The organism is Herbaspirillum sp. Her2 (assembly GCF_057961375.1).
In genome coordinates this window covers 5,162,889-5,188,597 of the sequence record NZ_CM176331.1, presented here as the reverse complement: position 1 = coordinate 5,188,597, position 25,709 = coordinate 5,162,889, and the positions used below count along the sequence as shown (strand labels likewise).

Annotated in this window: 25 protein-coding genes and 1 riboswitch; of the genes, 12 read left to right on the top strand and 13 right to left on the bottom strand. The window is 63.3% G+C overall.

The window, feature by feature from the left end:
• Nucleotides 1-9: 9 nt before the first annotated feature.
• From metF to metK, 4 genes are all read right to left on the bottom strand, one after another.
• Entirely contained in the window at nucleotides 10-852 is an 843-nt protein-coding gene (gene metF / locus ACWHXP_RS23570) for a methylenetetrahydrofolate reductase [NAD(P)H] (RefSeq protein ID WP_121040626.1), read from the bottom strand.
• Complete coding sequence (locus ACWHXP_RS23565; protein ID WP_008332818.1) at nucleotides 849-1,202, bottom strand: phage holin family protein; 354 nt, start codon at nucleotides 1,200-1,202, stop codon at nucleotides 849-851. Before ACWHXP_RS23565 ends, metF begins: the two co-directional genes overlap by 4 nt.
• A 152-nt stretch (nucleotides 1,203-1,354) precedes the next feature.
• Nucleotides 1,355-2,761: an adenosylhomocysteinase gene (gene ahcY, locus ACWHXP_RS23560; RefSeq protein ID WP_085946192.1), complete on the bottom strand. Its 1,407-nt coding sequence runs from the start codon at nucleotides 2,759-2,761 to the stop codon at nucleotides 1,355-1,357.
• A gap of 49 nt (nucleotides 2,762-2,810) precedes the next feature.
• Nucleotides 2,811-2,900, bottom strand: a riboswitch (S-adenosyl-L-homocysteine riboswitch).
• 219 nt (nucleotides 2,901-3,119) lie between these two features.
• Nucleotides 3,120-4,283, bottom strand: coding sequence for a methionine adenosyltransferase (gene metK / locus ACWHXP_RS23555; RefSeq protein WP_489623940.1), 1,164 nt, complete (start codon nucleotides 4,281-4,283; stop codon nucleotides 3,120-3,122).
• 189 nt (nucleotides 4,284-4,472) lie between these two features.
• Between metK and ACWHXP_RS23550 the strand changes: the two genes are divergently transcribed.
• The 3 genes from ACWHXP_RS23550 to dapF are packed head-to-tail and all read left to right on the top strand — an operon-like array spanning nucleotide 4,473 to nucleotide 7,121.
• Nucleotides 4,473-5,318: a lysophospholipid acyltransferase family protein gene (locus tag ACWHXP_RS23550; RefSeq protein WP_121040627.1), complete on the top strand. Its 846-nt coding sequence runs from the start codon at nucleotides 4,473-4,475 to the stop codon at nucleotides 5,316-5,318.
• Nucleotides 5,315-6,199 (top strand): LpxL/LpxP family acyltransferase, encoded by an 885-nt coding sequence (locus ACWHXP_RS23545; protein WP_310838777.1) that lies wholly within the window; start codon nucleotides 5,315-5,317, stop codon nucleotides 6,197-6,199. The genes ACWHXP_RS23550 and ACWHXP_RS23545 overlap by 4 nt, the downstream gene beginning before the upstream one ends.
• 58 nt (nucleotides 6,200-6,257) lie before the next feature.
• A complete protein-coding gene (gene dapF / locus ACWHXP_RS23540; RefSeq protein WP_288065077.1) occupies nucleotides 6,258-7,121 on the top strand; it encodes a diaminopimelate epimerase in 864 nt (287 codons plus the stop codon).
• A gap of 103 nt (nucleotides 7,122-7,224) precedes the next feature.
• Here dapF and ACWHXP_RS23535 read toward each other — a convergent pair whose 3' ends face one another.
• A complete protein-coding gene (locus ACWHXP_RS23535) occupies nucleotides 7,225-8,841 on the bottom strand; it encodes a tetratricopeptide repeat protein (protein ID WP_489634919.1) in 1,617 nt (538 codons plus the stop codon).
• Between the two features lie 367 nt (nucleotides 8,842-9,208).
• Between ACWHXP_RS23535 and ACWHXP_RS23530 the strand changes: the two genes are divergently transcribed.
• The 4 genes from ACWHXP_RS23530 to ACWHXP_RS23515 all read left to right on the top strand — a co-directional run bounded on the left by ACWHXP_RS23530 (nucleotide 9,209) and on the right by ACWHXP_RS23515 (nucleotide 12,992).
• Complete coding sequence (locus ACWHXP_RS23530) at nucleotides 9,209-10,336, top strand: porin (RefSeq protein ID WP_489634920.1); 1,128 nt, start codon at nucleotides 9,209-9,211, stop codon at nucleotides 10,334-10,336.
• Nucleotides 10,337-10,588: 252 nt separating this feature from the next.
• Nucleotides 10,589-11,257, top strand: coding sequence for a DUF484 family protein (locus ACWHXP_RS23525; protein WP_489634921.1), 669 nt, complete (start codon nucleotides 10,589-10,591; stop codon nucleotides 11,255-11,257).
• A 34-nt stretch (nucleotides 11,258-11,291) separates the two neighbouring features.
• Nucleotides 11,292-12,284, top strand: a complete 993-nt coding sequence (xerC, locus tag ACWHXP_RS23520) for a tyrosine recombinase XerC (RefSeq protein ID WP_489634922.1) — start codon at nucleotides 11,292-11,294, stop codon at nucleotides 12,282-12,284.
• Nucleotides 12,285-12,419: 135 nt separating this feature from the next.
• Nucleotides 12,420-12,992, top strand: coding sequence for a Fur family transcriptional regulator (locus tag ACWHXP_RS23515; RefSeq protein ID WP_489634923.1), 573 nt, complete (start codon nucleotides 12,420-12,422; stop codon nucleotides 12,990-12,992).
• Between the two features lie 22 nt (nucleotides 12,993-13,014).
• On the opposite strand, the gene ACWHXP_RS23510 is transcribed toward ACWHXP_RS23515, so the two are convergent.
• The gene (locus ACWHXP_RS23510; protein WP_034331773.1) at nucleotides 13,015-13,752 is read right to left on the bottom strand and encodes an HAD-IA family hydrolase; all 738 of its coding nucleotides are present in this window, start codon (nucleotides 13,750-13,752) and stop codon (nucleotides 13,015-13,017) included.
• Between the two features lie 95 nt (nucleotides 13,753-13,847).
• On the opposite strand from ACWHXP_RS23510, the gene ACWHXP_RS23505 reads away from it, so the two are divergent.
• Nucleotides 13,848-14,750, top strand: a complete 903-nt coding sequence (locus ACWHXP_RS23505; RefSeq protein ID WP_489634924.1) for a TraB/GumN family protein — start codon at nucleotides 13,848-13,850, stop codon at nucleotides 14,748-14,750.
• A 127-nt stretch (nucleotides 14,751-14,877) separates the two neighbouring features.
• On the opposite strand, the gene ACWHXP_RS23500 is transcribed toward ACWHXP_RS23505, so the two are convergent.
• From ACWHXP_RS23500 to ACWHXP_RS23480, 5 genes are all read right to left on the bottom strand, one after another.
• The gene (locus ACWHXP_RS23500; RefSeq protein ID WP_489634925.1) at nucleotides 14,878-15,357 is read right to left on the bottom strand and encodes a DUF2059 domain-containing protein; all 480 of its coding nucleotides are present in this window, start codon (nucleotides 15,355-15,357) and stop codon (nucleotides 14,878-14,880) included.
• Between the two features lie 110 nt (nucleotides 15,358-15,467).
• Nucleotides 15,468-16,361 carry an acetylglutamate kinase gene (argB, locus tag ACWHXP_RS23495; protein ID WP_121040645.1) on the bottom strand — a complete coding sequence of 298 codons (894 nt, stop codon included), beginning with the start codon at nucleotides 16,359-16,361 and terminating at the stop codon, nucleotides 15,468-15,470.
• A 131-nt stretch (nucleotides 16,362-16,492) separates the two neighbouring features.
• A complete protein-coding gene (locus tag ACWHXP_RS23490; protein WP_489634926.1) occupies nucleotides 16,493-17,275 on the bottom strand; it encodes an SPOR domain-containing protein in 783 nt (260 codons plus the stop codon).
• A 68-nt stretch (nucleotides 17,276-17,343) separates the two neighbouring features.
• Nucleotides 17,344-18,144 (bottom strand): type III pantothenate kinase, encoded by an 801-nt coding sequence (locus tag ACWHXP_RS23485; protein ID WP_489634927.1) that lies wholly within the window; start codon nucleotides 18,142-18,144, stop codon nucleotides 17,344-17,346.
• On the bottom strand, nucleotides 18,141-18,983 hold the full coding sequence (locus tag ACWHXP_RS23480; protein ID WP_121040651.1) for a biotin--[acetyl-CoA-carboxylase] ligase: 843 nt from the start codon (nucleotides 18,981-18,983) through the stop codon (nucleotides 18,141-18,143). Before ACWHXP_RS23480 ends, ACWHXP_RS23485 begins: the two co-directional genes overlap by 4 nt.
• Before the next feature lie 111 nt (nucleotides 18,984-19,094).
• On the opposite strand from ACWHXP_RS23480, the gene ACWHXP_RS23475 reads away from it, so the two are divergent.
• The 4 genes from ACWHXP_RS23475 (at nucleotide 19,095) to ACWHXP_RS23460 (ending at nucleotide 22,842) form a co-directional block, all read left to right on the top strand.
• Nucleotides 19,095-20,246: a VanZ family protein gene (locus tag ACWHXP_RS23475; protein ID WP_489634928.1), complete on the top strand. Its 1,152-nt coding sequence runs from the start codon at nucleotides 19,095-19,097 to the stop codon at nucleotides 20,244-20,246.
• 67 nt (nucleotides 20,247-20,313) lie between these two features.
• Nucleotides 20,314-20,658 carry a (2Fe-2S) ferredoxin domain-containing protein gene (locus tag ACWHXP_RS23470; protein ID WP_034331765.1) on the top strand — a complete coding sequence of 115 codons (345 nt, stop codon included), beginning with the start codon at nucleotides 20,314-20,316 and terminating at the stop codon, nucleotides 20,656-20,658.
• A 78-nt stretch (nucleotides 20,659-20,736) separates the two neighbouring features.
• Nucleotides 20,737-21,399 (top strand): alpha/beta hydrolase, encoded by a 663-nt coding sequence (locus ACWHXP_RS23465; RefSeq protein ID WP_343726157.1) that lies wholly within the window; start codon nucleotides 20,737-20,739, stop codon nucleotides 21,397-21,399.
• Nucleotides 21,400-21,687: 288 nt separating this feature from the next.
• Nucleotides 21,688-22,842, top strand: coding sequence for a D-alanyl-D-alanine carboxypeptidase family protein (locus ACWHXP_RS23460; RefSeq protein ID WP_034331763.1), 1,155 nt, complete (start codon nucleotides 21,688-21,690; stop codon nucleotides 22,840-22,842).
• A 252-nt stretch (nucleotides 22,843-23,094) separates the two neighbouring features.
• Here the strand turns inward: ACWHXP_RS23460 and ahpF are convergent, their stop codons facing one another.
• Complete coding sequence (ahpF, locus tag ACWHXP_RS23455) at nucleotides 23,095-24,696, bottom strand: alkyl hydroperoxide reductase subunit F (RefSeq protein WP_121040657.1); 1,602 nt, start codon at nucleotides 24,694-24,696, stop codon at nucleotides 23,095-23,097.
• A gap of 172 nt (nucleotides 24,697-24,868) precedes the next feature.
• A complete protein-coding gene (gene ahpC, locus ACWHXP_RS23450) occupies nucleotides 24,869-25,432 on the bottom strand; it encodes an alkyl hydroperoxide reductase subunit C (RefSeq protein ID WP_008332872.1) in 564 nt (187 codons plus the stop codon).
• Nucleotides 25,433-25,709: the final 277 nt, after the last annotated feature.

The window sequence follows — 25,709 nt, the reverse complement described above, 5'->3', positions numbered from 1 at the left end:
AATCTCCGCCTACTTCACCAGTTGTTGCCAGATCGCCTCGGTCGGCCCAGCCTGGTTCAGTGAATAAAAATGCAAACCGGGCGCACCGCCAGCCAGCAGGCGCTGGCACAGCTGGGTCACCACGTCCTGGCCGAAGGCGCGGATCGATTCGGTATCGTCGCCGTAGCTGGCCAGCTTGAGACGGATCCAGCGCGGGATCTCGGTACCGCACATGTCCGAGAAGCGCATCAGCTGGGTGTAGTTGGTGATGGGCATGATGCCGGCAATCACCGGAACGGTCGCGCCCAGTCTGGCGGCCTCGTCCACGAAGCGGAAGTAGGCGTCGGCATTGTAGAAATACTGGGTGATGGCCGAATTGGCACCGGCCTTCACTTTGCGTGCGAAGTTCTGCACATCGTCCTGCGGCGAGCGCGCTTGCGGGTGCATCTCGGGATAGGCGGCCACTTCGATGTGGAACCAGTCGCCGGTTTCGGCGCGCACGAACTCGACCAGTTCGTTGGCATGGCGGAATTCGCTCGAAGCCTGATCCATCGCCCCATAGCCGCTGGGCAGGTCGCCGCGCAGAGCCACCAGGCGCTTGATGCCTTGGGAGCGGTAATCTTCGAGAATGGCGCGCAGGCTGGCGCGCGAGCTGCCGATGCAGGACAGGTGCGGTGCGGCCTCGTGGCCTTCACCGATGATTTCCAGCACGGTATCGCGTGTACCTTGTTGCGTCGAACCGCCGGCACCGAAGGTCACCGAGAAATACTTCGGAGCCAGCGCCGCCAGCCGGGCGCGGGTAGCGCGCAGCTTTTCCGCCCCTTCGGCAGTCTTGGGCGGGAAAAATTCGATACTGAAATTATGTGTACTCATTGATTCGAACCCGATTTCAGCAACAGTGTGGACAGTGCCCAGGACACGATGCTGTAGAGCAGTGCGCCGCCGACCGCAGACCAGAAGCCCGCCACGTGGAAGCCGCCGACCAGTTGCGCCACAACCCAGAACATGAGGCCATTGATGACCAGGATGAACAGGCCCAGGGTGAGCATGGTCACCGGCAGGGTCAGCACCACCAGCACCGGGCGCACGATGGTATTGACGAACCCCAGGATCAGCGCGGCCAGCAGGGCCGAGCCGAAGCTGTCGACCTGCACCGAGTGCATCAGGTAAGGAACGGCCAGCAAGGCCAATGCGTTGATGAGCCAGGTCAGCAGCAGGCGCATGAAAAAACCTTTCGATCCCGTCGGGGGAGTGATGAAGACACCCGTGAAGCTTGCATCACCTCAAGAGGGGATGCAAGGTCCGCAGGCGGGAGATGATACTGAGATGCAGGGCCGGCCCCTCAAATCAAGAGAAGGCCGGCGCCAGGCAGGAATCAGTAGCGGTAGTGCTCAGGCTTGTAGGGGCCTTCGACCTTCACGCCAATGTAGGCGGCCTGTTCGGCGGTCAGTTCGCTCAACTGCGCATTGAGTTTCTTCAATTGCAGACGGGCGACCTTTTCGTCCAGGTGCTTGGGCAGCGTGTAGACGCCGACCGGATAGTCCTTGGTGTTGACGAACAGTTCGATCTGGGCAATGGTCTGGTTGGCGAAGGACGAGCTCATCACGTAGGACGGGTGGCCGGTGGCACAACCCAGGTTCACCAGGCGGCCTTCGGCCAGCAGGATGATGCGCTTGCCATCGGGGAAGATCACGTGGTCGACCTGCGGCTTGATGTTTTCCCAGGTGTACTGCTTCAGGGCGGCAACTTCGATTTCATTGTCGAAGTGGCCGATGTTGCAGACGATGGCCTGGTCCTTCATCTTCTTCATGTGCTCGTGGGTGATCACATGGTAGTTGCCGGTGGCGGTGACGAAGATGTCGCCGTGTTCGGCGGCGTAGTCCATGGTCACCACGCGATAGCCTTCCATGGCGGCCTGCAGGGCACAGATCGGATCGATCTCGGTGACCCACACTTGCGCCGACAGCGCGCGCAGGGCCTGGGCCGAACCCTTGCCGACGTCACCGTAACCGGCCACGATGGCGACCTTGCCGGCGATCATCACGTCGGTGGCGCGCTTGATGCCGTCCACCAGCGATTCGCGGCAGCCGTACAGATTGTCGAACTTGGACTTGGTGACCGAGTCGTTGACGTTGATGGCCGGGAAAGCCAGCTTGCCTTCCTTGAACATCTGGTACAGGCGGTGCACGCCGGTGGTGGTCTCTTCGGTGACGCCCTTGATTTCCTTGATGCGCTTGGAATACCACTGCGGGTCCTTGGCCAGGGTGCGCTTGATGGCGTTGAAGAGGCACACGGCTTCTTCCGAATCCGGCTTGTCCAGCACCGAAATGTCCGCCTCGGCACGGGTGCCCAGGTGCAGCAGCACGGTGGCGTCGCCGCCATCGTCCAGGATCATGTTGGAATAGCCACCGTCGGTCCATTCGAAGATGCGGTGGGTGTAATCCCAGTATTCATCCAGGGTTTCGCCCTTGACGGCGAACACCGGGGTGCCGTTGGCCGCGATGGCCGCAGCAGCGTGATCCTGGGTCGAGTAGATGTTGCAGGAAGCCCAACGCACCTTGGCGCCCAGTGCTTCCAGGGTCTGGATCAGCACGGCGGTCTGGATGGTCATGTGCAGCGAACCGGTGATGCGCGCGCCCTTCAGGGGCTGGGAGGCAGCGAATTCCTCGCGGATCGCCATCAGGCCCGGCATTTCGGTTTCGGCGATCTTGATTTCCTTGCGGCCCCAGTCGGCCAGCTTGATGTCTGCGACGATGTAGTCTTGGGTAGGATTGGTGGTCATGGCAATGGCGCTGTTCACGCCCTCCTTTCATGAAAAAGCCAGAAAAAAAGTAACGTGAGCGCGGTTGCCAGGCGACTTGCGCCTGTTCACCGCTTCAAGCCTGGCAGGGGATCTCCCTGTCGCAACGCTCCTTGCAGCGGTGAGGCATTGTGAGATTTGGCGTTCCGGACGCAATGCCAACATCGGAACAGTGCGCGAATCTTCATTCGCGGGAACAGCATTGTAGCGCGGGTCAGGCGTTAGTCAATCCTCGGAACAGGCGTGTGAATCACTCTTCACACGCCTGTTGAGCAGGTTTGCAGATGCATTGGCGCTTCATTGTGCATACTGCAAGCCGGCTCGTGCCGGATGGGCTGGCTTACAGGCCGGCCGAGGCACGCAGGGCGGCGACCTTGTCGGTGCGCTCCCAGGTGAATTCCGGCTCTTCACGGCCGAAGTGGCCGTAAGCGGCGGTCTTGGCGTAGATCGGACGCAGCAGGTCCAGCATCTGGACGATGCCCTTGGGACGCAGGTCGAAGTGCTCCTGCACCAGTTGGGCCAGCTTTTCATCGCTGATCTTGCCTGTGCCGAAGGTGGTCACCATGACCGAAGTCGGCTTGGCGATACCGATGGCGTAGGACACCTGGATCTGGCAACGCTCTGCCAGGCCGGCAGCGACGATGTTCTTGGCCACATAGCGGCCGGCATAGGCAGCCGAACGGTCGACCTTGGACGGGTCCTTGCCGGAGAAAGCACCGCCACCGTGGGGCGCCGCGCCACCATAGGTATCGACGATGATCTTGCGGCCGGTCAGGCCGCAGTCGCCCTGCGGGCCGCCGATGACGAAACGGCCGGTCGGGTTGATCAGGTAGCGGGTGTTCTTGAGCCACTCGGCCGGCAGCACCGGCTTGACGATTTCCTCGATGGCAGCTTCGTGGATGTCCTTCTGCTCCATCTCGGGCGCGTGCTGGGTCGACAGCACCACGGTATCGATGGCGACCGGCTTGCCATCCACATACTTCAGCGTGACCTGCGACTTGGCATCCGGACGCAGCCAGGGCAGGCGGCCATCCTTGCGCAGTTGCGACTGGCGCTCGACGATGCGGTGGGCGTAATAGATTGCGGCAGGCATCAGTTCCGGGGTTTCATTGCAGGCGTAGCCGAACATCAGGCCCTGATCGCCGGCACCTTGCTCCAGATCAACGCCACGGCCTTCGTCCACGCCCTGAGCGATGTCGGGAGATTGCTTGTCGTAGGCCACCAGCACGGCGCAGCTCTTGTAGTCGATGCCGAAGTCGGCGTTGTCGTAGCCGATGCGCTTGATGGTTTCGCGGGCCACATCGATGTAGTCGACGTTGGCGCGGGTGGTGATTTCACCGGCGAGGACCACCAGACCGGTGTTGCACAGGGTTTCGGCGGCGACGCGGGATTGAGGATCCTGGGTGAAAATGGCATCCAGGATGGCGTCCGAAATCTGGTCGGCAACCTTGTCGGGATGGCCTTCGGAGACGGATTCGGAAGTGAAGAGATATTCGTTGGACATGCAAGCCTCTGACTGAAAACGATTTACCATTGTCGCGGCCCATCGTTAGTCGTGCCTGCGACGCTTTAGCGATATTTGTACCCCGTCTCGCAAGTTGTCATTAACTCGACGGCTTGTGCTATTTTACGCGTCTTGCATTTTTCTGCAATTTGACGGCGGAGCAACTCCGCCTTTTTGTTATCGGCAAGTATGCTCGTTTCTTTATTCCGCCTGCTCTCTTTCCTGCCGCTGCCGGCCTTGCATGCCCTCGGCGTGGTGGTGGGCTGGCTGGTTTTCCTGCTCTCGCCCGCCTATCGCCGCCGCCTGACTGACAACATCACCCTGGCCGGCCATCGCGGCAGCCTGTGGAAATCGGTCGGGGAAGCCGGCAAGGGCATGTTCGAGCTGCCCTTCATCTGGTGCGCCCGCCCGGAACGGGTGTTGCGCACGGCGCGCATCGTCAACTGGGATCTGGTCCAGCAGGCACTGGACGCCAAGGCCGGCATCGTCTTCCTCACTCCGCACCTGGGCTGTTTCGAGATTTCGGCGCAGTCGGTGGCGCGCCATCACAGCCTGAGCGTGCTGTACCGCCCACCGCGCAAGGCCGCACTCAAGCCGCTCATCGAGGGTGCCCGCGCCCGCGCCAACCTGCACCTGGCACCGGCCAACCTGTCCGGCGTGCGTATCCTGCTCAAGGCCTTGAAGAATGGCCAGGCCATCGGCCTGCTACCGGACCAGGTGCCGCAGAATGGCGAAGGCGTGTGGGCCAATTTCTTCGGCAAGCCGGCCTATACCATGACCCTGCCAGCCAAGCTGCAACAGATGAGCGGCGCGCCCATCATCCTGGCCTATGCCGAGCGCCTGTCCTGGGGACGCGGCTACGCCATCCATTTCGTGGCCTTTGAAGGTGAACTGGGCGAAACGCCCGAGCAACAGGCTCGTGCCATCAACGCCGCCATGGAAAAGCTGATCGCCCGCTGCCCGGCGCAATACATCTGGAGCTACAACCGCTACAAGACGCCCCCGGGCGTAACCCCGCCGGGAGCCGCTCAATGAGAGCCCTGATCGGGCTGATGTGGCTGCTGCACTGGTTGCCGCTGCCCATTCTGGGACGGCTGGGCGAGGCGCTGGGCTGGCTGCTCTATATCTATATGCGCCCGCGCCGCCGGATCACCCTGATCAACCTGCGGCTGTGCTTTCCCGAGAAATCGGAAGAGGAACGCCGCCTCATCGCCCGCCGCCACTTCCAGGCCTACGCCCGCAGCGCCCTGGAGCGCGGCATCCTGTGGTGGGCCCCGGAGTCCCGCCTGAAGCGCCTGATCCAGGTCGAGCCCGGCGTTCCCTTCGAGACGCTCGACAAGGGTCCGACCATCCTGCTGTGCCCGCATTTCGTCTGCCTGGAGATTCCCGGCATCGCGCTGGTGCTCAACTCGGACTACTCGGTCTGCACCATCTACTCCCGCCAGCAGAACGAAGTGGTGGACCAGGCCCTGCTCAAGGGGCGCTCGCGCTTCCGCCCGGTGACCCTGCTGGCGCGCGAGAAAGGGGTCAAACCCATCATTCGCGCCATGCGCGAGGGCCTGCCCTTCATCATGCTGCCGGATATGGATTTCGGCACCCGCGATGCCGAGTTCGTCCCCTTCTTCGGCGTGCCGGCCGCGACGCTCACTGCCACCGCCCGCATCGCGGCGGCCACCGGCGCGTCGGTGGTGCCGGTGATCACCACCTTCCTGCCCGGCTATCGCGGCTGGAAGACCACTTTCTATCCGGCCTGGGAAAACTATCCGGGCGACGATATCGTGGCCGCCACCCGCCGCATGAATGCCTTCATCGAAGAACGCGTGCTGGAAGCCCCGGCCGAATATTTCTGGGCGCACAAGCGTTTCAAGAACCGGCCCCCGGGCGAGCCCGACGTCTACCGCAAGGGCCAGCACTAGGCCCTGATCTCCCTCCCTGCGCCCTGTGAATCGGGCGCGGCGTACTTATAATGATGTGATGAAAATCAAATTTACCAAGATGCATGGTGCCGGCAACGACTTCGTCGTGCTTGATGCCGTGAACCAGGCCATTTCGCTCACCCCAGCCCAGTGGCAGTTCATCGCCGACCGCCGCTTCGGCATCGGCGCCGACCAGATGCTGGTGGTGGAAAAGGCGCAAGCCCCTGGCGTCGATTTCCGTTATCGCATCTACAACGCCGATGGCGGCGAGGTGGAGCAATGCGGCAACGGCGCGCGCGCCTTCGTGCGTTTCGTTACCGAAAAGGGCCTGACCGACAAGCGGGCGATCCGGGTGGAAACCATGTCCGGCGTGATCGAACCGCGCCTGGAAGCAGACGGCCAGATCACCGTGGACATGGGCGCGCCCATCCTCACGCCGGCCGACGTCCCCTTCGACAGCCGCGGCCTGCAACACCGCACCGAAGCCGAGGACACGCTGTGGCCGCTGGACGTGGCCGGCAAGACCACCTGGATCTCGGTGGTGTCGATGGGCAACCCGCATGCGGTGCAAGTGGTGGAGGACAGCGAAGCGGCCCCGGTCCTGGTGGACGGACCGCTGATCGAGCACCATGAACGTTTCCCCAAACGCGTCAACGCGGGTTTCATGCAGGTGGTGGATCGCCATCACATCAATCTGCGCGTCTACGAACGCGGTGCCGGAGAAACCCTGGCCTGCGGCACCGGCGCCTGTGCCGCGGTCGTCGCGGGTATCCGCCGTGGTCTGCTGGATTCGCCGGTAGCGGTCCAGACCCATGGCGGCGTGCTCAACATCGCCTGGGCCGGCCCGGGCGAACCGGTGATGATGACCGGCCCTGCGGTGACGGTGTTTGAAGGCGAAATCGAACTGCCTGATTCGCTTTGATCCCGGACCGACAGCAGATATAACAAAGCGGCTTGCTGAAGCATCAGCAAGCCGCTTTCCATTTGCGCTGCATGACTTGCGCAGATCAGTGCTTCTGAATCTGTCAGGCCGCCAGATCCTGGGTCTCGGCTTCCTCGTCTTCCTGCGACTGGGGCAGCACGGTCTTCAGACGGTACAGACGCTGGCGGTAATTGCCTTCCGGCCCGCTGGGACCGCAGTCCATGTCTTCGAAGAGCCGTCCGATACGGTTGAGCGTGCCACGCTGCTCGCCGGTCTCCACCATGATGAGCCGCCGCTTGCTGCGCGCGTACTGGCTGCGGATGTCGATCATCAGGCAATGTCCGCAATCCGCCTGCTTCAGGTCGATCAGCAGGGCTTCCGGCCGGGTCAGGCCAAACAGCATGGCCAGCTCGATGCGGGCGGCCAGGAAGGGATGGGCATTGACCTGCTCGCGGCTCATCTGTGCGCGGGCCTGCACGGCCCAAGCGGCAGATTGCGGACGATCCGCCACCTTGTCGAGCAAGGCTTGCGCCTGTTGCGCACCCTGGCTTGCCGCCTTTTGCAACCAGTACAGCGCACGCACGTCATTGGCGGGATCGTCACGCCGGTTGCGCCACGCGCCCACGCCGCATTCCAGCTGCGCCTCCACATGACCCATCTCGGCGGCACGCTCCAAATAATGCTGCACATCGGCAAGGTTGCGCTGTGAAAATTCCGGCTTCAAATAGATACGGGAAAGAACAAACCAGGCCGCTGCCATCCCCTGCTCGCCCGCCAGGGTCAGCCAGCGGATGGCCTTCTTGTAATTGGCTGACCCTTGCCCGGCGAACCGGCGCTCACCCGAGGCGTCGACCCGTCCGTACAACAGGCCCAAGGCCAGTTGCGCATCCCGGTCGCAGGCCAGGGCCGCCAGTTCCAGCAGTTGCTGGGCCTGCAGGAGATCGGGGCGCTTGTCGGACTGGTGCACTTCGGCCAGGCGGCGCAGCAACTGGATGTTCTGCGCGCCGAGCGCAGCAGCCAGCGCCTCCGAAGGAGCATTGAGCTGCGCCACCTGCTGTTCATGCTGGCGCAACAGGGCATCGGCCAGGGGCTGGGCGCGCTGGCGGAAGGCCGCAAAGTCGGACTGCTGCCAGGCGCTGTCGGCCAGCGCATGCTGGGCCTGTTCGATACCGGCATCGGCGGCTTTCTGCGTCCATTGCTGCAATTGCTCGGGCCTCACCGTTGCCGCCGCCGCTGGCGCCACATCGGCTGCGGCCTCTGACGATACTGCTGTCGGGACCAGCATGCGTTCGCCCTGACGTGCCAGCAGCCACTGGGCATCCGGATCGCCCTCCGCTGCCACCGTTTCCAGCGCGCGCAGCGCGCGGTTCTTCTGCTCGGGACTGGCCGCCGCCACGCCGGCAGGGTGTTCCAGGACCAGGCGCGCCAAGGTCAGACCAGCGCGCGTGGCCCCCGCCTCGAAGGCGCGCTCGTACCATTGCGCAGCTTCGTGCGGCTTGCCAAGCTGGCTCACAACTTCATAGGGAATATGCCGGGCAATGAGCATCCAGGCATCGGCCAAGCCCTGGCGGGCAGCCCGCTCCAGCCAGTGCCATGCGGTGCCCGGACTTTGCGGCAAACCATTGCCGCCAAACAGGTAGCGCTGGCCCAGGCTCAGTTGCGCCTGGGCATCTCCGGCACGTGCTGCCCGGATGATTGCTAGATCCTCGCGATTGGCCATCCAGCCTCCACATCAGGTCAGAAAGCCAAAATTATGCCGCACAATCGACATTTTTTTAAAATTCCCTAGAAAAGTATCCAAATGCATCGTTTTAACAACAAACTTGTTGACGAGACGGGGCGGATCAAGTTTTGCTCGGCCATGCCGTTAATGAGTGACACGCTGCAAGCCAAAATTTGCCTGTCATGCATTGACGGGCAGGAAAGCGTTTGAAAAAAACAACACTCCATCCGCGGATTGACGCTTTCAACCAAAATTCCTCCCTCCACGTGACCAATCTGCGGCCACGCCAAATGAGAACCCTTAATGTCTCACCATCCGACCAGAAGTACGGATCCTCAAGACTATTTTTATAGAAGGATGTCAAATGAAAAAATCTCTGCTGGCACTGGCCGTCCTCGGCGCGTTCGCAGGTGCTGCTCAAGCACAAAGCTCCGTTACTATCTACGGTATCGTTGATACCGGTCTGGTTTACACCAGCAAGGCTGTTAACACCACCACTGGCAACACTGGCAGCAAGTTCGGTCTGAACTCCGGCATCGTCCAAGGTTCGCGTATCGGCTTCAAGGGCGTTGAAGACCTGGGCGGCGGCCTGTCGGCTGTGTTCCAACTGGAAACCGGCTTCAACAACGATAACGGTGCTCTGAACGGTCAAGATGCAGGTTCGACCAACCTGTTCCGTCGCAAGTCCGTCGTCGGTCTGTCGGGTGGTTTCGGTACTGTCCTGGCTGGTCGTCAAACCGACTTCGCTGACACCATCTCCGCTTACACCTCCGTGAACGACTTCGGTGGCGTGACCGGCGCTGTCGGCCACAACCTGGACCGTCTGGAAGGTACCCGTACCAACAACTCCATCAGCTACACCACCGCCAACCTGAGCGGCTTCACTGGTAACCTGATGTACGGCTTCGGCGAAACCGCTGGCAAGACCTCTGCTGGTCAGTCCTACGGCATCGGCGGCAAGTACGACAACGGTCCTCTGGGTCTGGGTATCAACTACTACCAGTCCAAGCAAGGCTCGACCCCGTCGGATACCAGCCTGATCTCGACCGCTAACGGCGCCCAAGCTGGCAACACCGCCTTCAAGGGTCTGAACGTCGTGGCTTCGTACCAGTTCGGTCCGGCACGCGTCTACGGTAACTGGTCGCGCGTCAAGCAAGACCTGAACACCTCGACCACCCTGGCTCGCAGCCTGGGCAACACCACCAAGGCTGACGTCTACGAACTGGGTACCGCTTACTCCCTGTCCCCGTCGCTGAAGCTGCTGGCCAGCGTGCAACACACCCGTGCTGACTTCGCCAACGGCGGCAACAAGGGCAAGCTGACCCAATTCAACCTGGGTACCGACTACTGGCTGTCCAAGCGTACCGACCTGTACGCCTTCGTGTCGAACATCCGCGCTACCGACATGATCAACACCGGCGTCTACGGCGACACCACTGGCTCTGACGCCAGCCAAACCGCTGTGGCAGTTGGCGTTCGTCACAAGTTCTAATTCAAGGACCTGAAACCGGTGTGAACACATCGGTTTCAACCTGAGTTGAACCTGAGTCGTACCGAAAGAGGCCTGCATGAGCAATCATGCAGGCCTCTTCCTTTTTGCCCTCATCCGCTGCCATCGCCCCGTCCAACTGCCCTGAACGGTGCCGATGATTGTCAGTGTGTCCGATAGCGAGGATAATCTCGCGATACTTCCGGTGCGCCCCTCCCCGCGCGCCACCGGCACTCCAACACAGACCCCGCGACGATGACCACCGAACTGGATTCCAGCCTGATTGCCGACTACCTGCTCGACCACCCTCATTTCTTCGAGGAGCATGCCGAACTGCTTTCGACGGTCAAGCTCACCAGCCCGGTCATGGGCCGCGCCGTGTCGCTGCAGGAACGCCAGATGGAAATCCTGCGCGAGAAGATCCGCGTACAGGAGCTGCGCATGGCCGATCTCATGCGCATCGCCCAGGAAAACGACGAGATCACCAGCAAATTCCAGGCATGGAGCCGCGCCCTGCTGCTCACGCGCGATGCCGATGACCTGCCGCGCGTGCTGGTGGACCGCCTGCAGGAAATCTTCCACGTGCCGCAAGTGACGGTCCGCCTGTGGAACCTGGGCCCGGCCCACGTCGGCAACTGGGCCACGCAGGAAGTCTCGGACGACGCCCGCATCTTCGCCAATGGCCTGTCGGCCCCGTTCTGCGGTCCCAACAAGGATTTCGAAGCCGCGACCTGGCTGGACGATGCCGCCTCCGTGAAGTCGGTCGCCATGCTGCCGCTGCGCGTCGGTGCGGCACCGGAAGCCTTCGGCTTGCTGGTGCTGGGATCGCCCGATCCGAATCGCTTCACTGCCGACATGGGCACCGATTTCCTGACCCGCATCGGCGAAACCGGCAGCGCCGCGCTGGCCTGCCTGCTGCGCTGAGCGCGGCCGAGCGCGTCCCACCGGGAGTCATGGCATGGATGGCCCAGCTTCCCCGGCTTCTTCCCTGATCGGACAGTATCTTTCCTTCCTGCGCAGCCAGCGCAAGCTGTCGCCGCACACGCTGGACAGCTATGCGCGCGACCTGCAGGAGCTGCGCGCCCTGCTGGCCCCCGCCGATCAACCGCAAGAGACCGAACCCGCGCTGCAGCGCGTGACCCAGGCCCAGATCCGCAAATGCGCTGCGCGCCTGCATGCGCGCGGGCTGAATGCACGCTCCATCTCGCGCAAGCTGTCGGCCTGGCGCGGCCTGTTCGCCTGGCTGGCCGTGGAACAGACGATGCCTGCCAACCCGGTCGACGGCGTCAAGCCGCCCAAGAAGAGCAAACCCCTGCCCAAGGCTCTGCCGGCCGACGAAGCCATCCGCCTGGTCTCCCAGGCCGATCCGGCGCGCGACCCCGATTCCACCCTGGCGGCCTGCAACCGGGCCATGTTCGAACTGCTGTATTCGAGTGGGCTGCGGGTCTCTGAACTGGCCGGCATTGATGTGAAAGACGTACGCGACGGCCCTTATGAATCAGCAGGCTGGATCGATCTGGAAGAAGCGGAAGTCACCGTGACCGGCAAGGGCGGCAAGAAGCGCAAGGTCCCGGTCGGGCAGGCCGCGCTGCAGGCGATCCGCGACTGGCTGCCCCTGCGCGCCAGTCTGGTCAAGGCCGATGGCGGCATGGATGGCCATGCGCTGTTTCTCAATGAACGTGGCGCGCGGATGTCGCCCCGGGTCACGCAGCTGCGCCTGAAAGCGCATGGCAAGAGTGTGGAGATGCCGGCCGACGTCCATCCGCACATGCTGCGGCATTCCTTCGCCTCGCATGTACTGCAGAGTTCGGGGGACTTGCGGGCGGTACAGGAAATGCTGGGCCACGCTTCCATCACCGCCACCCAGGTCTACACCGCACTGGACTTCCAGCGCCTGGCCCAGGTCTACGACCAGGCCCATCCGCGCGCCCGCAAGGGCGGCGGGAAATAGTCACTGACGAGCCACAGTCCGGCCGCCGGCCGCGCCGCCGCGAGCGCCGGGCCGTGATCGGCTAAAATGGAGGCTTCCGCACGCCACGTGCTACTGAATCCTTTCGCCAGTCCTGCTGGCCCAGCACACTCGCCCATGCCGACCATGAAAGCCAAAGCCGCCGACTCCTCTCCCGCCAGCACCGCCGCCCAGGCTGCGACGGTGACCGCGCTGGCCGAGGCGCAGCTGCGCGAGGCCGGCGTGCGCGTGACGCAAGCCCGGGTCAACGTCCTGGGCGCGCTGCTGGAAACCCGCAGCGCCGCCTCCCATCAGGATATCCAGGATCGCTTTGCCGACATGGACCGGGTCACCCTCTACCGTGCCCTGGATTGCCTGACCGAAGCCGGCCTGGCGCACAAGATCTCCAGCGACGACCGCATCTTCCGCTACAGCGCTGGTGCCGATCACCCTGAACACGGGCTGCACGACCATGCGCAGGGCAAGCAGCACCAGCACGGCCACTTCAAGTGCACCCGCTGCAACCGCGTGTTCTGCCTGGATGCCAGCGATGGCACCGACTTCCTGGCCACCGTGCTGCCCGATGCCGACCGTCACCGCTCCACCGCCGCGCAACTGCAGTCGGCCTTGCGCAAGACCCTGGGCAAGGGCTTCCAGAGTCACGAAGTGGAACTGACCATCAAAGGCTGGTGCGCCGACTGCGCCGACTGACTTTTTGACACATCCCTTCAGGTCAGCGCGCAGCCCCCAGCGCCGCGAGCCGTCGCGGCAGCTGCCGCACTGAACGAACCTTCACATCGACAAAACCCGGCAGGCGACTGAGCGCACGCTGGCCTCCCATGTGCCCGAGCAGGGCCTGGCTGCCGCGCAGGTACTGGGTGACCCACGCCGTGCGCACGCCCAACTCGCGGGCGCTCTTGAGGTTATCCACCGTATCCTCGACCAGGATGCAGCGCCGTGGGGCCACCTTGTGGCGCGCCAACAGCTTGCGCAGCATGATGCGCGAAGGCTTGGGGCGCAGCTGGCGATGCACGTGCATGGATTCGATGGAAATGTGATGCGAGAAATGCCGGTGCAGCCCCAGGTGCCGCACCAGCTCGCGCGAATAGCGGCGCGGCGCATTGGTGAGCAGGATCTTCTGCCCCGGCAACTGCGAGAGCCAGCGGCCGATGCCGCGCTCGGCGCGCACCATGCCCGGGAGGTCGTCGAACAGATGCGCTTCATGCAGGAATTCATCCACCCCCAATCCATGATGCCGCACCAGCCCCAGCAGGGTCGCGCCGTAGAGCTTCCAGTAATGCCGCCGCAGGTAATTGACCGCGGCTTCGTCGCTGGGCTGGCCATCGTTGTCCAGCACGCGCTTGATGATGCGGTTCATGTTGGTGTTGATGGCGGGGAAGATCGCGTGCGAGGCGTTGTGCAGGGTATTGTCGAGATCGAACAGCCAGAGCGGTGTAGTATTGGACGCCATAAAAAGACCGGCGCGCCGCCGTCGCCGGGGCGCACCTTCAGCAAGCTAGGAAAGAAAGGCCAGCAGTGACCGGATTGATGCAACGCTTGATTATAGTGAGTTTGACCTGGCTGTCCTGCCTGAACTTGCTCTCCCCGGCCCGCGCCGCGACGCCAGCCGATGCAGCTCCGCCCGCCCCGCCGCGCGGCGCGCTCTACCAGGTCTCCGATGGCCGCCATACGCTGCTGCTGTTTGGCACCATCCACGTCGGCGCACCCGATTTCTATCCGCTGGAACCGAAACTTCAGCAAGCCCTGGCTGCCGCACCCACGCTGGCGCTGGAACTGGATCCGCAGAACGCCGCCGCCATGCAGAGCGCCGTGCAGCGCTATGCGGTCTATCCTGCCGGTCAACAACTGCTGGACCAACTCGACCCGGCGCTGCGCGAACGGACCCGGACCACGCTGCAGCGTTTCGGCATGACGCCGGACAACGTACGGCAACTTCGTCCCTGGATGCTGGCCATGGCCCTGACCGTGCAGGAATATGTGCGCCACGGCTATCGCACCGACCTGGCCGTCGACAGCCACCTGGCTGAGAGCGTGCGCGCACATGGTGGCAGGGTGATCGAACTGGAAAGCGCCGACCGCCAGCTGGGCCTGTTCAGCAAGCTGACGCCGGCGCAGCAGGCGCAATTCCTGTCCGATACCCTGCAGGAGCTGGACGATGCCGACCTCGCCCGCAAGCTCGATCGCCTGGTGGCGGCCTGGCGCAGGGCCGACGGTGCCGACTTCGGTGCCGCCTTGCAGGAGATGCAGCAGGATGACAGTTTCGCCAGCCGCTTTGCCGTGCAAACCCTGCTGCGTGAGCGCAATCCTGGCCTGGCGGCGGGCATTGCCGGACTGCTGCGCCAACAGGACAAGGCCGTGGCGGCTATCGGGATCCTGCATCTGGTCGGGCCGGACAGCGTGCCGGTGCTGCTGGGCAAGCAAGGCCTGCAGGTCAGACAGCTCTATTGACCCGGTCGGTCCACGATATCCGGAAACAAAACAGGGATGAGCACACTCATCCCCGTCCATCTCACCAGCGTCAGAAAGCGGCTTACTTCGCCGCCTTGATTTCCGCCATGAAGTCCTGCTGGATCTGCTACATCCTGGGCTGCATCGCGATGAGCGATTGCTGCATCAGGTCCATGTTCCGCTGCATCAACACTGGCAACTTGTGGATCATGGCCTGTCCGGCCGGGGTCCGGTAGAAGTCGAGCATGCCCTGCACCTCTTCCTCCGTGAAGGTCTCACGGTAGAGGCGTATATAGGCCGGCTCCATCTTCTCCCAGTTGATGCTCTCCCTGATGAGGTTGAGCATGCGGAATTTCATCTTGTCCATCGCCTGCTGCTGAGCCGGGGTGGGCTTGTGCCCCGCGAGCACCGCCGTCATGACCTGATCCATGCGCGCCGCCTGCTGGTCCATGATGCCGTCAACGAGCTGACGCGATTGGGTCACTTCCAAGATCTGGCGAACGGTGTCCTCGCTGGCGGGTGCCGCCAGCGCAGGTGCCGAGACGGCAGACAGGGCAGCCAAGGCCGACAACGCGACGGCCAGCAGGATACGGCGGTGATGCATCATGGTTTCTCCAGTCGATGAGGAAGGCAAACAAAAAAGGATGGGGGCACCATCCTTTTGGGGTTCATGGCGATCTGCGCCGCCTTGATGTTGGAACTTGAATCGCGTGAGGATCAGTGCGAACGGATCATGGTCCCGAAGGCCTGCTCGGTCAGCACTTCCAGCAGCAGCGAGTGTTCAATACGGCCATCGATGATGTGCACCGTGTTCACGCCCGACTTGGCCGCATCCAGCGCCGAGGAAATCTTGGGCAGCATGCCGCCGGAGATGGTGCCGTCGGCGAACATCTCGTCGATCTCGCGCGCCGACAGGTCGGTCAGCAGGTTGCCGGCCTTGTCCTGGACACCGGCGATGTTGGTCATCATGATCAGCTTTTCGGCGTGCAGGATCTCGGCGATCTTGCCGGCCACCACGTCGGCATTGATGTTGTAGGCCTGGCCGTCGTCGCCGAAACCGATCGGCGAGATGATGGGGATGAAGGCATCATCCTGCAGCGCCTTGACCACCGCCGGGTTGATCGCGTCGATCTCACCCACGTAGCCGATGTCGAGGAATTGACCCGGATGCTCCTTGTCCGGCATCTGCATCTTGCGCGCGCGGATCAGGCCGCCGTCCTTGCCGGTGAGGCCCACCGCCTGGCCGCCATAGTGATTGATCAGCATCACGATGTCCTGCTGCACCTCACCGCCCAGCACCCATTCCACCACTTCCATGGTTTCTTCATCGGTAATGCGCATGCCCTGCACGAAGGTCCCCTGCTTGCCGATCTTCTTGAGCGCCGCATCGATCTGCGGGCCGCCGCCGTGGACCACCACCGGGTTCATGCCGACCAGCTTCAACAGGATCACGTCGCGCGCGAAGCCGTGCTTCAGGCTCTCTTCGGTCATCGCGTTGCCGCCGTACTTGACCACGATGGTCTTGCCGTGGAATTTGCGGATATACGGCAGCGCCTCGGCCAGGATTTCGGCTTTGATCTGCGGGGCTACGTGGGTGAGGTCGGTGGTCATGGCAATGTCCTGTCGATGCGATGAGGAAAAGGTGATGGGGTGATGCGGTTAGGGACGCGATTTTACATGGAAAGCCGCTTGCCTTCGCACTGCAACATGCGGCGTGTCCTATCCAGACAACGCCGCCGCGCTCAGGCGCTGCAGGCGCGGATTTCCTGATCCGGGAAGGCGCTCTTGATGTTCTCCAGTGCGGTGCGGGCTTCCGGGCTCAGGTCGCGCAGCTGGAATACCTGTTTGCCGGCCCCCGAGCGGCGCGCAATGATGCGGGCGCTGCGCACGCCCCGCGAGATCAACTGGCCCACATAGGCCTTGGCCGCCTCCTCGGTACGGAAGATGCCCAGCGAGACGCCCGAACGCAGTGCCGGATTGGGGAAACTGTCTGGAATGACGTAGAAATCGCCGATACCCAGCCGGCGCAGTTCGGCGATGCGGCGGTCCGCGCCCTCGCGGCCATCCAGGGGCGGGATGTAGACCATGTGGCTGGTGACGTCCTGGGTCAGCTTCTGGACCACCTTGTCGCGCAGCTTGAGGCTGGCCAGCTGGTCCGAGAAGCGGCGGGCGTCGGCGGCGGTAAAGTTGCCGACTTCGGTACAGGAAGGCGTGACCGTGGCGACCTGCGGGACCGCTGGCTGGGCCGGGGCTGCCGTGGCGGGGGTGGCCGCAGGGGCAGGCGCTGCGGCCGCCGTCCCAGTGTCGGCAGCGGCGGCCTGCGCGATCGCTGGCTGCGCGCGCAGTTGCGACGCGAGTTTGTCGCTATTGGCGGGCAGCACGCTGAGCAGTTCCGGGCGCAATTGCTCAGCCAGGCGCTGCGGCTCGCGCCGTTCGGACGCGTTGGCACCGAAATAGCCGCGCGACATCCCGAACAGGACCACGTTACCTACCAGCAACAGCCAAAAAAGCAGTTTCAGCTTCATCCGCGCCCAGTCTTCCTTGCCCTCATTGATTTGCCTGTCTGCATGGACAAGCGCTCAGCGTCCATGGTTCATACCCGCATGGTGGCCATATGAAGGCCTATGAGCACCAGATTATCCACTTTTTCCAGTGGCGTATCGCCCGATGCGAGATACGGCGCCAGCAACAAGCCGGCGCCCCCGGCCAGCAGGCAGCGCAGCGGAACGTTCGGACGCAGGCGCCGCCGCTCGGCCAGCGCATGCTCGATGGCTCCGACCTGGGCCGCGATGCAGCCGGCGACGATGGCCTCGACGGTATTGTCCGCAAACAGGCGTTCGGGCGGTGCGGCGCCATCGATGCGCGGCAGCTGGGCGGTATTCAAGGCCAGCGAGGTGGACATGGTACCGAATCCCGGCAGGATCATGCCGCCCTCGAAGCACCCGTCGGCACTGACCACGTCGATGGTGGTGGCCGTGCCGCAGGTCGCCACCAGCAACTCCTGGTCCGGAAACAGGGCCCGCGCGCCAATGGCCGCCGCAAAGCGGTCGCAGCCCAGCTGGCCGGGTTGGCGGTAGCCATTGCGCACGCCAGCCCGCTCGGCGGTGGAAGCGAACCATTCGACGATCACACGCGGTCCGAAGACACCGTGCAGAAGGGCCTGCAGGCTGTCGCGCAGGGCCGGGCCGGCGACGTTGGACACACAGATCTGCAACTCCTCCTCAGGAGCAGCCTGTCTGGCCAGTGCCCCCCAGTCCCGTGCCAGCATCTCCACCTGGGCGCGTTCCACCGCGCCTTGCTGCTGCCAGCGCGGCAACGGCGCCATACTCCGATCCGCATCAGCCACGACCGCCCACTTGATGCGGGTGTTACCGGCGTCGACCAGCAGCCTCATGCGTCTTGCAACCGCAAGGAGACATCCCCGGCCAGGATCTCGACCTGCCCGGCCTCGGTGTCCATGAGGAATCGGCCCATCATGTCCACGCCCACGGCCGTGCCTTCCTGCAGCACGCGGCCATTCTCGACGATCTTGACAGCCTGGCCGGCATAGGCGTGGAAGGCTTCCCATCGCTTGACGAAGGCCCCGAAGCCGCGCGCCTCGAACTCTTCCAATACGCCTGCCAGCGCGCTGGCGATGATGGCCAGCACGGTTTCGCGCGGCGGCTTCTGCAGTTCGGGGGCCGCACCGATGGCGCGCTGCAGTTCATCTTCCAGCCCCGGCGGAACCGCCAGATTCAGTCCGATGCCGATCACGGCCCAGGTGGCATTGCCCTGGCGGCCATCCGCGGCGGTCTCGATCAGGACACCGGCCAGCTTGGCGCCATCGCGCAAGACGTCATTGGGCCACTTCAGTTGCGGCCGGATGCCGAACACTTCCAGCGCCTCGGCCAGCGCCACGCCCACAGCCAGCGGCAGACCCAGCAGCGCGTGCATGGGACGCTGCAGGCGCCAGGCCAGCGAAAAGGTCAGGGAATCTTCCGGTGCGGCGCGCCACGGACGGCCCGCGCGGCCACGGCCGGCGGTCTGGCGGTCGGCCACCAGCAGCAGCGGACGCTGCAGGGACGACAGGCGCTGCATCAGGTCGACATTGGTGGAACCGGTCTCGGCCACGGCTTCGACATCGATGCGTTGCTGCCCCTGGGGATCGGAACCGGCCAGGAGCATGCCGATGCGCTCGGGACGCACCAGCGGTGCCGATTCAGACTCGGCGGGCATGGGAAAAGTCAGTGTCATGCGGGCATTGTAACGGCAGAGCGCACCTGCGCGGGGGGCCGGGCACGCTGCAATGGTAAAGACGGCAGCCGGCCGGCGCTGCCTGGCCCGAAATCGGTTACCCTCTGGCCCATGCCCGTTCCACCCGATTCCCGCTCCGAGCCTCCCGCTACCCCGGCCAGTGCACCGGCAGCCTCGTCGTTCGCGCGCGTGAGCCTGCTGGTCTATACCCTGCTGATCGTCTATGCCAGCTGGTATCCCTTCTCCGGCTGGCGCGACATGGGAATCAAACCCTTCGATTACTTGGGCGCGCGCCTGCCCTACTACTGGACCGTGTTCGACGTCTGGACCAACGTGGCCGGCTACATCCCGCTGGGCCTGCTGCTGGTGCTGGCCCTGCACCCGCATCTGCGCCCCTGGTGGGCGATATGGCCGGCCACGGTGGCCGGTGTGCTGCTGTCGGCCTGCATGGAGGCGGTGCAGACCTACCTGCCCACGCGCGTGTCCTCCAATCTCGACCTGCTGACCAATTCGCTGGGCGTGGCGCTGGGGGCCGTGCTGGGCGCAGCTTGCAGTCGTTATTTCCTGGAGGATAGCCGCTTCCTGATGCTGCGCCGCCGCTGGTTCTCGGGCGCGGCCAGCCGCGGGCTGGTGGTAGCGTGGCTGTGGCCGCTGGCGCTGATTTATCCACAGAACCACCTGTTCGGCCTGGGACATCTGGTGCCGCCGTTGTCTGCATTCTTTTCCGACCTGTTCGATACCCCCATCGACCTCGCCACCACCTGGCTCAACAGCGCGCAACCGAGCGCCGAGCAATACTGGCTGGCCGACGTCATCGTCACCGCCTGCGGCCTGACCGGCGCGGCCCTGCTGGTGCTGCTGCTGATGCGCCGCCAGGCCCCGCGCCGGCGGCTGGTAACGCTTTACCTGCTGGCCTGCATCGCGGCCAAGTCGCTGGCGTGCGCGCTGTTCTTCGCGCCGCAGAATGCCTTCGTCTGGATTTCTCCCAGTGCCGTGGGCGGTATCATGCTGGGGACGCTGATGATCGTCGGCCTGGCCTGGGCCCCGCCTACGGCGCAGCGGCGCGTGGCAGCGCTGGCACTGATCCTGAGCCTGGTGGTGACCAACGCAGTCCCGGCCAATCCCTATTACCTCTCCACGCTGGAGACCTGGGTCCAGGGAAAATTCCTCAACTTCGACGGGGCCGCGCAGTTCCTGTCGGTGCTGTGGCCCTTCCTGGCGATCTGGTTCCTGTTGCACCCGGTGCACCGCAGGCCGGGCTGAGCGGGGTGTATCATTGATGCTTTGCCGGCCCGCGCCGGCACTGCCGTCACTCTCCACAGGGCATTCCATGAGCGATCAAGAGCAACCGCAAGAGCAAGAGCAACCCTATTACGAACATCACGTCTTCTTCTGCCTGAACCAGCGCAAGCCGGGCGAACGTACCTGCTGTGCCGACAAGGGCGCGCAGGCCGCGCAGGAACACGCCAAGAAGCGCATCAAGCAACTGGGCCTGTCCGCGCCCGGCAAGGTCCGCATCAACAAGGCCGGCTGCCTGGAGCGCTGCGAAGAAGGCCCGGTGGTGGTGATCTACCCGCAAGGCACCTGGTACACCTACGTCGACAATGAAGACATCGACGAAATCATCGACAGCCACATCGTCGGCGGCAAGGTCGTGGACCGCCTGAAAATCTGACGATATGAAAGTTTGATCATGCTGCCGCCCTGAATGCCGGGCGCAGCAAGCTTCCCCTCATCCGTTTCCCCGCACGCCATGAACGTACATACCCAAAACTTCCAGATCGCCGGTGCCGTCGGCCAGCTCGAATGCGCACTCGACCTGCCGGATCCCGAGCAATTCGCCGCGCCCGTCGGCCTGGCCTTGGTGGCCCATCCGCATCCTCTGTATGGCGGCACGATGGACAACAAGGTCGCACAAACCCTGGCCCGCACCTTCCTGGCGCTGGGCTACGTGGCGGTGCGCATGAATTTCCGCGGCGTGGGCAAGTCCGAAGGGGTGCACGACCACGGTGCCGGCGAGACCGACGACATGGCCCTGCTTCTGCAGCACATGCGCGCGCAATATCCTGACCTGCCGCTGGCACTGGGCGGTTTCTCCTTCGGTACCTTCGTTCAGGCGCAATTGCAGCAGCGCCTGCTGCAACAGGATGCAGCCAGCGCCGCCGAACGCCTGGTGCTGGTCGGCACCGCCGCCGGCAAGTGGCCCATGCCGCCGGCCCCGGCCAATACCATCCTGATTCACGGCGAGCAGGACGACACCATTCCCCTGTCCGCCGTCCTGGACTGGGCGCGCCCGCAGGAGCTGCCGGTGGTGGTGATTCCGGGCTCGGATCACTTTTTTCACCGCAAGCTGCAACATATCAAGAACGTCGTGGTCGAAAGCTGGCATCGCCGCCCGGCGCAGCTTCCGGCCTGAAGGTTTCCGGCACGTCCGGCGTTCATCCGGAAGCATGGCGGCGCTGTACGAGGCCAGAGCCAGGGTGCATGCCGGTATCGTGAGGGGATTTTCGGGGATGAAGATCCATTCAATTGGGAACGATGCCACATGACGTTTTATAATTCAGTGCGACCAGCCAGACCGGCGCAGCGCGCGCCATTGCGGTTGTTCGCATCGATTGAACCAGACTGATCCGTCCTGCCTCACCCTCTTTTCAAACCAACAGCTACGATGTTCCCCCGTGCTGGCAATTTTTCTTAGGCACCGATGAAAAAGCTTCTCGCGGCATTTGCCGCAACCGTCCTTTCCCTTTCCGCCCTGACCGCCTCCGCCCAAAGCCTGCCGCCGCCGACCGTGGCGGCCAAGAGCTGGCTGCTGCTGGATGCCTCGGCCAACCAGGTGATCGCCTCCAGCGACGCCGACACCCGCGTGGAACCGGCCTCGCTGACCAAGCTGATGACCGCCTACCTGGCCTTCGCCGCCCTGCGCGACAAGCGCCTGAGCCTGGAGCAGGAAGTGAACGTTTCGGTCAACGCCTGGAAGGTCGATCCGAGCAGCTCCAAGATGTTCATCGAGCCCAACAAGCCGGTCTCGATCGACAACCTGCTGTATGGCCTGATCTCGGTCTCCGGCAATGACGCCGCCGTGGCCGTGGCCGAAGCCGTCTCCGGTACGGAAGATGCCTTCGTGCAGCTGATGAACCGTGAAGCGCAGCGACAGGGCCTGACCAACACCCACTTCAGCAACCCGCACGGTCTGCCCAGCGCCGACACGTACACGACCGCGCGCGACCTGTCCATTCTGTGCCGCAACCTGATCAACGACTTCCCTGACTATTACAAGCGCTATTACTCGGTCAAGAAGTTCACCTACAACAACATCACCCAACCCAACCGCAACCGCCTGCTGTGGCTGGATCCGACGGTCGATGGCATGAAGACCGGCCACACCTCCAGCGCCGGCTATTCGCTGATCACCTCGGCCCATCGCCCGGTGCCCAACGGCGAGCGTCGCCTGATCTCGGTGGTGATCGGTACGGTTTCCGACCAGGTCCGCACCCAGGAAAGCCAGAAGCTGCTGAACTGGGGCTTCCAGAACTTCGACGCCGTGAAGCTGTATGCCAAGGGCCAGGCCGTGGATACGCCGGACGTGTGGAAGGGTTCGCAGAGCAAGATCAAGGTCGGCTTCAAGAACGACGTCTACATCACCATCCCCAAGGGCACGGCTGACAAGGTCAAGACCAAGCTGGAACGCAATGATCCGCTGATCGCCCCGATCTCGGAAAACGCCAAGGTCGGCACCCTGAAGGTGACCATCGATGACAAGACCGTGGCCGAACTGCCGGTGATCGCGCTGGAATCGGTGGGCCCGGCTGGCTTCATCGGCCGTGCCTGGGACTCGCTGCGGCTGATGTTCAAGTAATCATCAGGCAGTTCTGCCGCCACGGCGGCAGATGAGCAAGATGAGCAAGATGAGCAAGTCAAGAAAACGCCATCGGGTGACCGATGGCGTTTTTTCATGTGCGCTGCCAAGGCCACGCATTGCATGCCGATACGTATACGCAAACCCTTGGATGCATCGGATCACATAGCCCACGCCAGAAACAAAAACGCCACCGGCGAACCGGTGGCGTTTCTTTTACTGCTTTACTGGCTGGCTGAAATCAATCAGCAATCAGGCCGCAACCGCTTCCTTGGCTACTGCCGGTGCCACATCATCCGCCGACGACCGGATCAGGTGATCGAAGGCCGACAGGCCAGCCGTTGCACCTGCACCCACGGCGATGACGATCTGCTTGTACGGCACCGTGGTGACGTCACCGGCCGCGAAGACGCCCGGAATCGAAGTCTGGCCCTTGGCGTCGATCTCGATCTCGCCGTGCTTGGACAAGGCCAGGGTACCCTTGAGCCATTCGGTGTTGGGCACCAGGCCGATCTGGACGAACACGCCTTCCAGTTCCACGTGCTTGACCTCACCGGTTTCACGTTCCTTGTAGCTGATGCCGTTGACGCGCTGGCCGTCACCGGTGATCTCGGTCGTCTGCGCCGAGGTCACGATGGTCACATTGGGCAGGCTCTTGAGCTTGCGCACCAGCACCGCATCGGCCTTCAGTTCGGCTGCGAACTCGATCAGGGTCACATGGGCGACGATACCGGCCAGGTCGATGGCTGCTTCCACACCCGAGTTGCCGCCACCGATCACCGACACGCGCTTGCCCTTGAACAGCGGACCATCGCAGTGCGGGCAATAGGCCACGCCCTTGTTCTTGTATTCCTGCTCGCCCGGCACGTTGACGTTGCGCCAGCGGGCACCGGTGGACAGGATCACGGTCTTGCCCTTCAGCACGCCGCCATTGGCCAGCTTCACTTCGATCAGCTTGTCGCCCGGCACCAGCGCTTCAGCGCGCTGCACGTTCATGATGTCGACGTCATAGGCCCGCACGTGCTGTTCCAGCGCAGTGGCGAATTGCGGGCCTTCGGTCTCCTGCACCGAGATGAAGTTCTCGATGGCCAGGGTGTCGAGCACCTGGCCGCCGAAACGCTCGGCCACCACGCCGGTACGGATACCCTTGCGCGCTGCATAGATCGCCGCCGCTGCACCGGCGGGGCCACCGCCGACGATGAGCACGTCATACGGCTCCTTGGCGCTCAGTTCTTCACCCTTGCGGGCAGCGGCACCAGTGTCGAGCTTGGCGAGGATCTCTTCCACGCCGGTACGGCCCTGACCGAAGACTTCACCGTTCATGTAGACGGTCGGCACGGCCATGATCTGGCGTTGCTCGACTTCACCCTGGAACAGCGCGCCGTCGATGGTCACCGACTGGATGCGCGGATTGATGATGGACATCACGTTCAGCGCCTGCACGACTTCCGGGCAGTTCTGGCAAGTCAGCGAGACATAGGTCTCGAAGCGATAATCGCCGTCCAGGTTCTTGATCTGCTCGATGACCTTGTCGTCGAGCTTGACCGGGTGCCCGCCGACTTGCAGCAGCGCCAGCACCAGGGAGGTAAATTCGTGGCCCATCGGGATCGCGGCGAATTCGACGCTGATATGGGTCCCGGGGCGGTTCAGTCTGAAGGACGGGGTACGTCCCTGGGCATCGGCACCGCGTTGCTCGACCAGCTTGATGCGGTCCGACAGCAGCACGATGTCTTGCAGGAGTTCCTGCATCTCACGGGACTTGGCGCCATCATCGAGCGACGCGACGATCTCGATCGGGTGGCTGACCTTTTCCAGATAGGCCTTCAATTGGGTCTTGAGATTGGCATCAAGCATGATGATTACTTCCTCGTTGAGAGATTCTAGGGTCGCCCTGACCACGGCCTCGCCCTTGTGGGGGTCGGCCGCTTGCCCGGGGGGAGCGGGCCAGGACGGATACTGCAGGGATGTTCAGTGCAGCGCCAGCCGGAGAACAGCGCTTGGCTGGCGCGATACGGCGGGGTGTTGCTTAGATCTTGCCGACCAGGTCCAGCGAAGGCTTCAGGGTGGCAGCGCCTTCTTCCCACTTGGCGGGGCAGACTTCACCCGGGTGCGAGGCCACGTACTGGGCAGCCTTGACCTTGCGCAGCAGTTCCGAAGCGTCACGGCCGATGCCGTTGTCATGCACTTCCATGACCTTGATTTCGCCTTCCGGATTGATCACGAAGGTGCCGCGCAGTGCCAGGCCTTCTTCTTCGATCAGCACTTCGAAGTTGCGTGCCAGGGTTGCGGTCGGGTCGCCCACCAGCGGGTACTGGACCTTCTTGATGGCTTCCGAGGTGTCGTGCCATGCCTTGTGAGCGAAGTGGGTGTCGGTGGACACGCCGTAGATTTCAACGCCCAGCTTCTTGAATTCAGCGTAGTTGTCGGCCAGATCTTCCAGCTCGGTCGGGCACACGAAAGTGAAGTCGGCCGGGTAGAACACGAACACGGACCACTTGCCCTTCAGGGTGGCTTCGGTGATGTCGACGAACTTGCCATCGTGGTAAGCGGTTGCCTTGAACGGCTTGATAGTGGTGTTGATCAGGGACATTGTCGATTTCCTTTTAAAGGGGGGTTGAGTGAAGCGATGGGTTGAATAGTAGAACGCCAAACAAAATAGATCAATTTTATTTAATCAATACTTTTGATTGGATTTAACTATCAGTCTTGAGGATCAGGCTATCGGCAGCGCCGGCGCCCGCAAAACGACGCGGTCACCGGAAACACATGGCATCGGCCTGCGCAGATGCAAGCGCGACACTGGCCAATCTCTGACCGTGATCGCTTAAGATGGAACACTTCCGGCCGCGCCAAGGAGCGGGTGCGAG

What these genes read in the sequence shown, in the direction of transcription:
- ACWHXP_RS23545 (WP_310838777.1), top strand. Translation starts at nt 5,315, where the DNA reads ATGAGAGCCCTGATCGGGCTGATGTGGCTGCTGCACTGGTTGCCGCTG.
- dapF (WP_288065077.1), top strand. Translation starts at nt 6,258, where the DNA reads ATGAAAATCAAATTTACCAAGATGCATGGTGCCGGCAACGACTTCGTC.
- ahcY (WP_085946192.1), bottom strand. Translation starts at nt 2,761, where the DNA reads ATGACCACCAATCCTACCCAAGACTACATCGTCGCAGACATCAAGCTG.
- ACWHXP_RS23530 (WP_489634920.1), top strand. Translation starts at nt 9,209, where the DNA reads ATGAAAAAATCTCTGCTGGCACTGGCCGTCCTCGGCGCGTTCGCAGGT.
- ACWHXP_RS23490 (WP_489634926.1), bottom strand. Translation starts at nt 17,275, where the DNA reads ATGAAGCTGAAACTGCTTTTTTGGCTGTTGCTGGTAGGTAACGTGGTC.
- ACWHXP_RS23510 (WP_034331773.1), bottom strand. Translation starts at nt 13,752, where the DNA reads ATGGCGTCCAATACTACACCGCTCTGGCTGTTCGATCTCGACAATACC.
- metF (WP_121040626.1), bottom strand. Translation starts at nt 852, where the DNA reads ATGAGTACACATAATTTCAGTATCGAATTTTTCCCGCCCAAGACTGCC.
- ACWHXP_RS23460 (WP_034331763.1), top strand. Translation starts at nt 21,688, where the DNA reads ATGAAAAAGCTTCTCGCGGCATTTGCCGCAACCGTCCTTTCCCTTTCC.
- ACWHXP_RS23515 (WP_489634923.1), top strand. Translation starts at nt 12,420, where the DNA reads ATGCCGACCATGAAAGCCAAAGCCGCCGACTCCTCTCCCGCCAGCACC.
- ACWHXP_RS23475 (WP_489634928.1), top strand. Translation starts at nt 19,095, where the DNA reads ATGCCCGTTCCACCCGATTCCCGCTCCGAGCCTCCCGCTACCCCGGCC.
- xerC (WP_489634922.1), top strand. Translation starts at nt 11,292, where the DNA reads ATGGATGGCCCAGCTTCCCCGGCTTCTTCCCTGATCGGACAGTATCTT.
- metK (WP_489623940.1), bottom strand. Translation starts at nt 4,283, where the DNA reads ATGTCCAACGAATATCTCTTCACTTCCGAATCCGTCTCCGAAGGCCAT.
- ACWHXP_RS23480 (WP_121040651.1), bottom strand. Translation starts at nt 18,983, where the DNA reads ATGACACTGACTTTTCCCATGCCCGCCGAGTCTGAATCGGCACCGCTG.
- ACWHXP_RS23565 (WP_008332818.1), bottom strand. Translation starts at nt 1,202, where the DNA reads ATGCGCCTGCTGCTGACCTGGCTCATCAACGCATTGGCCTTGCTGGCC.
- ACWHXP_RS23535 (WP_489634919.1), bottom strand. Translation starts at nt 8,841, where the DNA reads ATGGCCAATCGCGAGGATCTAGCAATCATCCGGGCAGCACGTGCCGGA.
- ACWHXP_RS23465 (WP_343726157.1), top strand. Translation starts at nt 20,737, where the DNA reads ATGAACGTACATACCCAAAACTTCCAGATCGCCGGTGCCGTCGGCCAG.
- ahpC (WP_008332872.1), bottom strand. Translation starts at nt 25,432, where the DNA reads ATGTCCCTGATCAACACCACTATCAAGCCGTTCAAGGCAACCGCTTAC.
- ACWHXP_RS23500 (WP_489634925.1), bottom strand. Translation starts at nt 15,357, where the DNA reads ATGATGCATCACCGCCGTATCCTGCTGGCCGTCGCGTTGTCGGCCTTG.
- ACWHXP_RS23525 (WP_489634921.1), top strand. Translation starts at nt 10,589, where the DNA reads ATGACCACCGAACTGGATTCCAGCCTGATTGCCGACTACCTGCTCGAC.
- ACWHXP_RS23470 (WP_034331765.1), top strand. Translation starts at nt 20,314, where the DNA reads ATGAGCGATCAAGAGCAACCGCAAGAGCAAGAGCAACCCTATTACGAA.
- ahpF (WP_121040657.1), bottom strand. Translation starts at nt 24,696, where the DNA reads ATGCTTGATGCCAATCTCAAGACCCAATTGAAGGCCTATCTGGAAAAG.
- argB (WP_121040645.1), bottom strand. Translation starts at nt 16,361, where the DNA reads ATGACCACCGACCTCACCCACGTAGCCCCGCAGATCAAAGCCGAAATC.
- ACWHXP_RS23485 (WP_489634927.1), bottom strand. Translation starts at nt 18,144, where the DNA reads ATGAGGCTGCTGGTCGACGCCGGTAACACCCGCATCAAGTGGGCGGTC.
- ACWHXP_RS23550 (WP_121040627.1), top strand. Translation starts at nt 4,473, where the DNA reads ATGCTCGTTTCTTTATTCCGCCTGCTCTCTTTCCTGCCGCTGCCGGCC.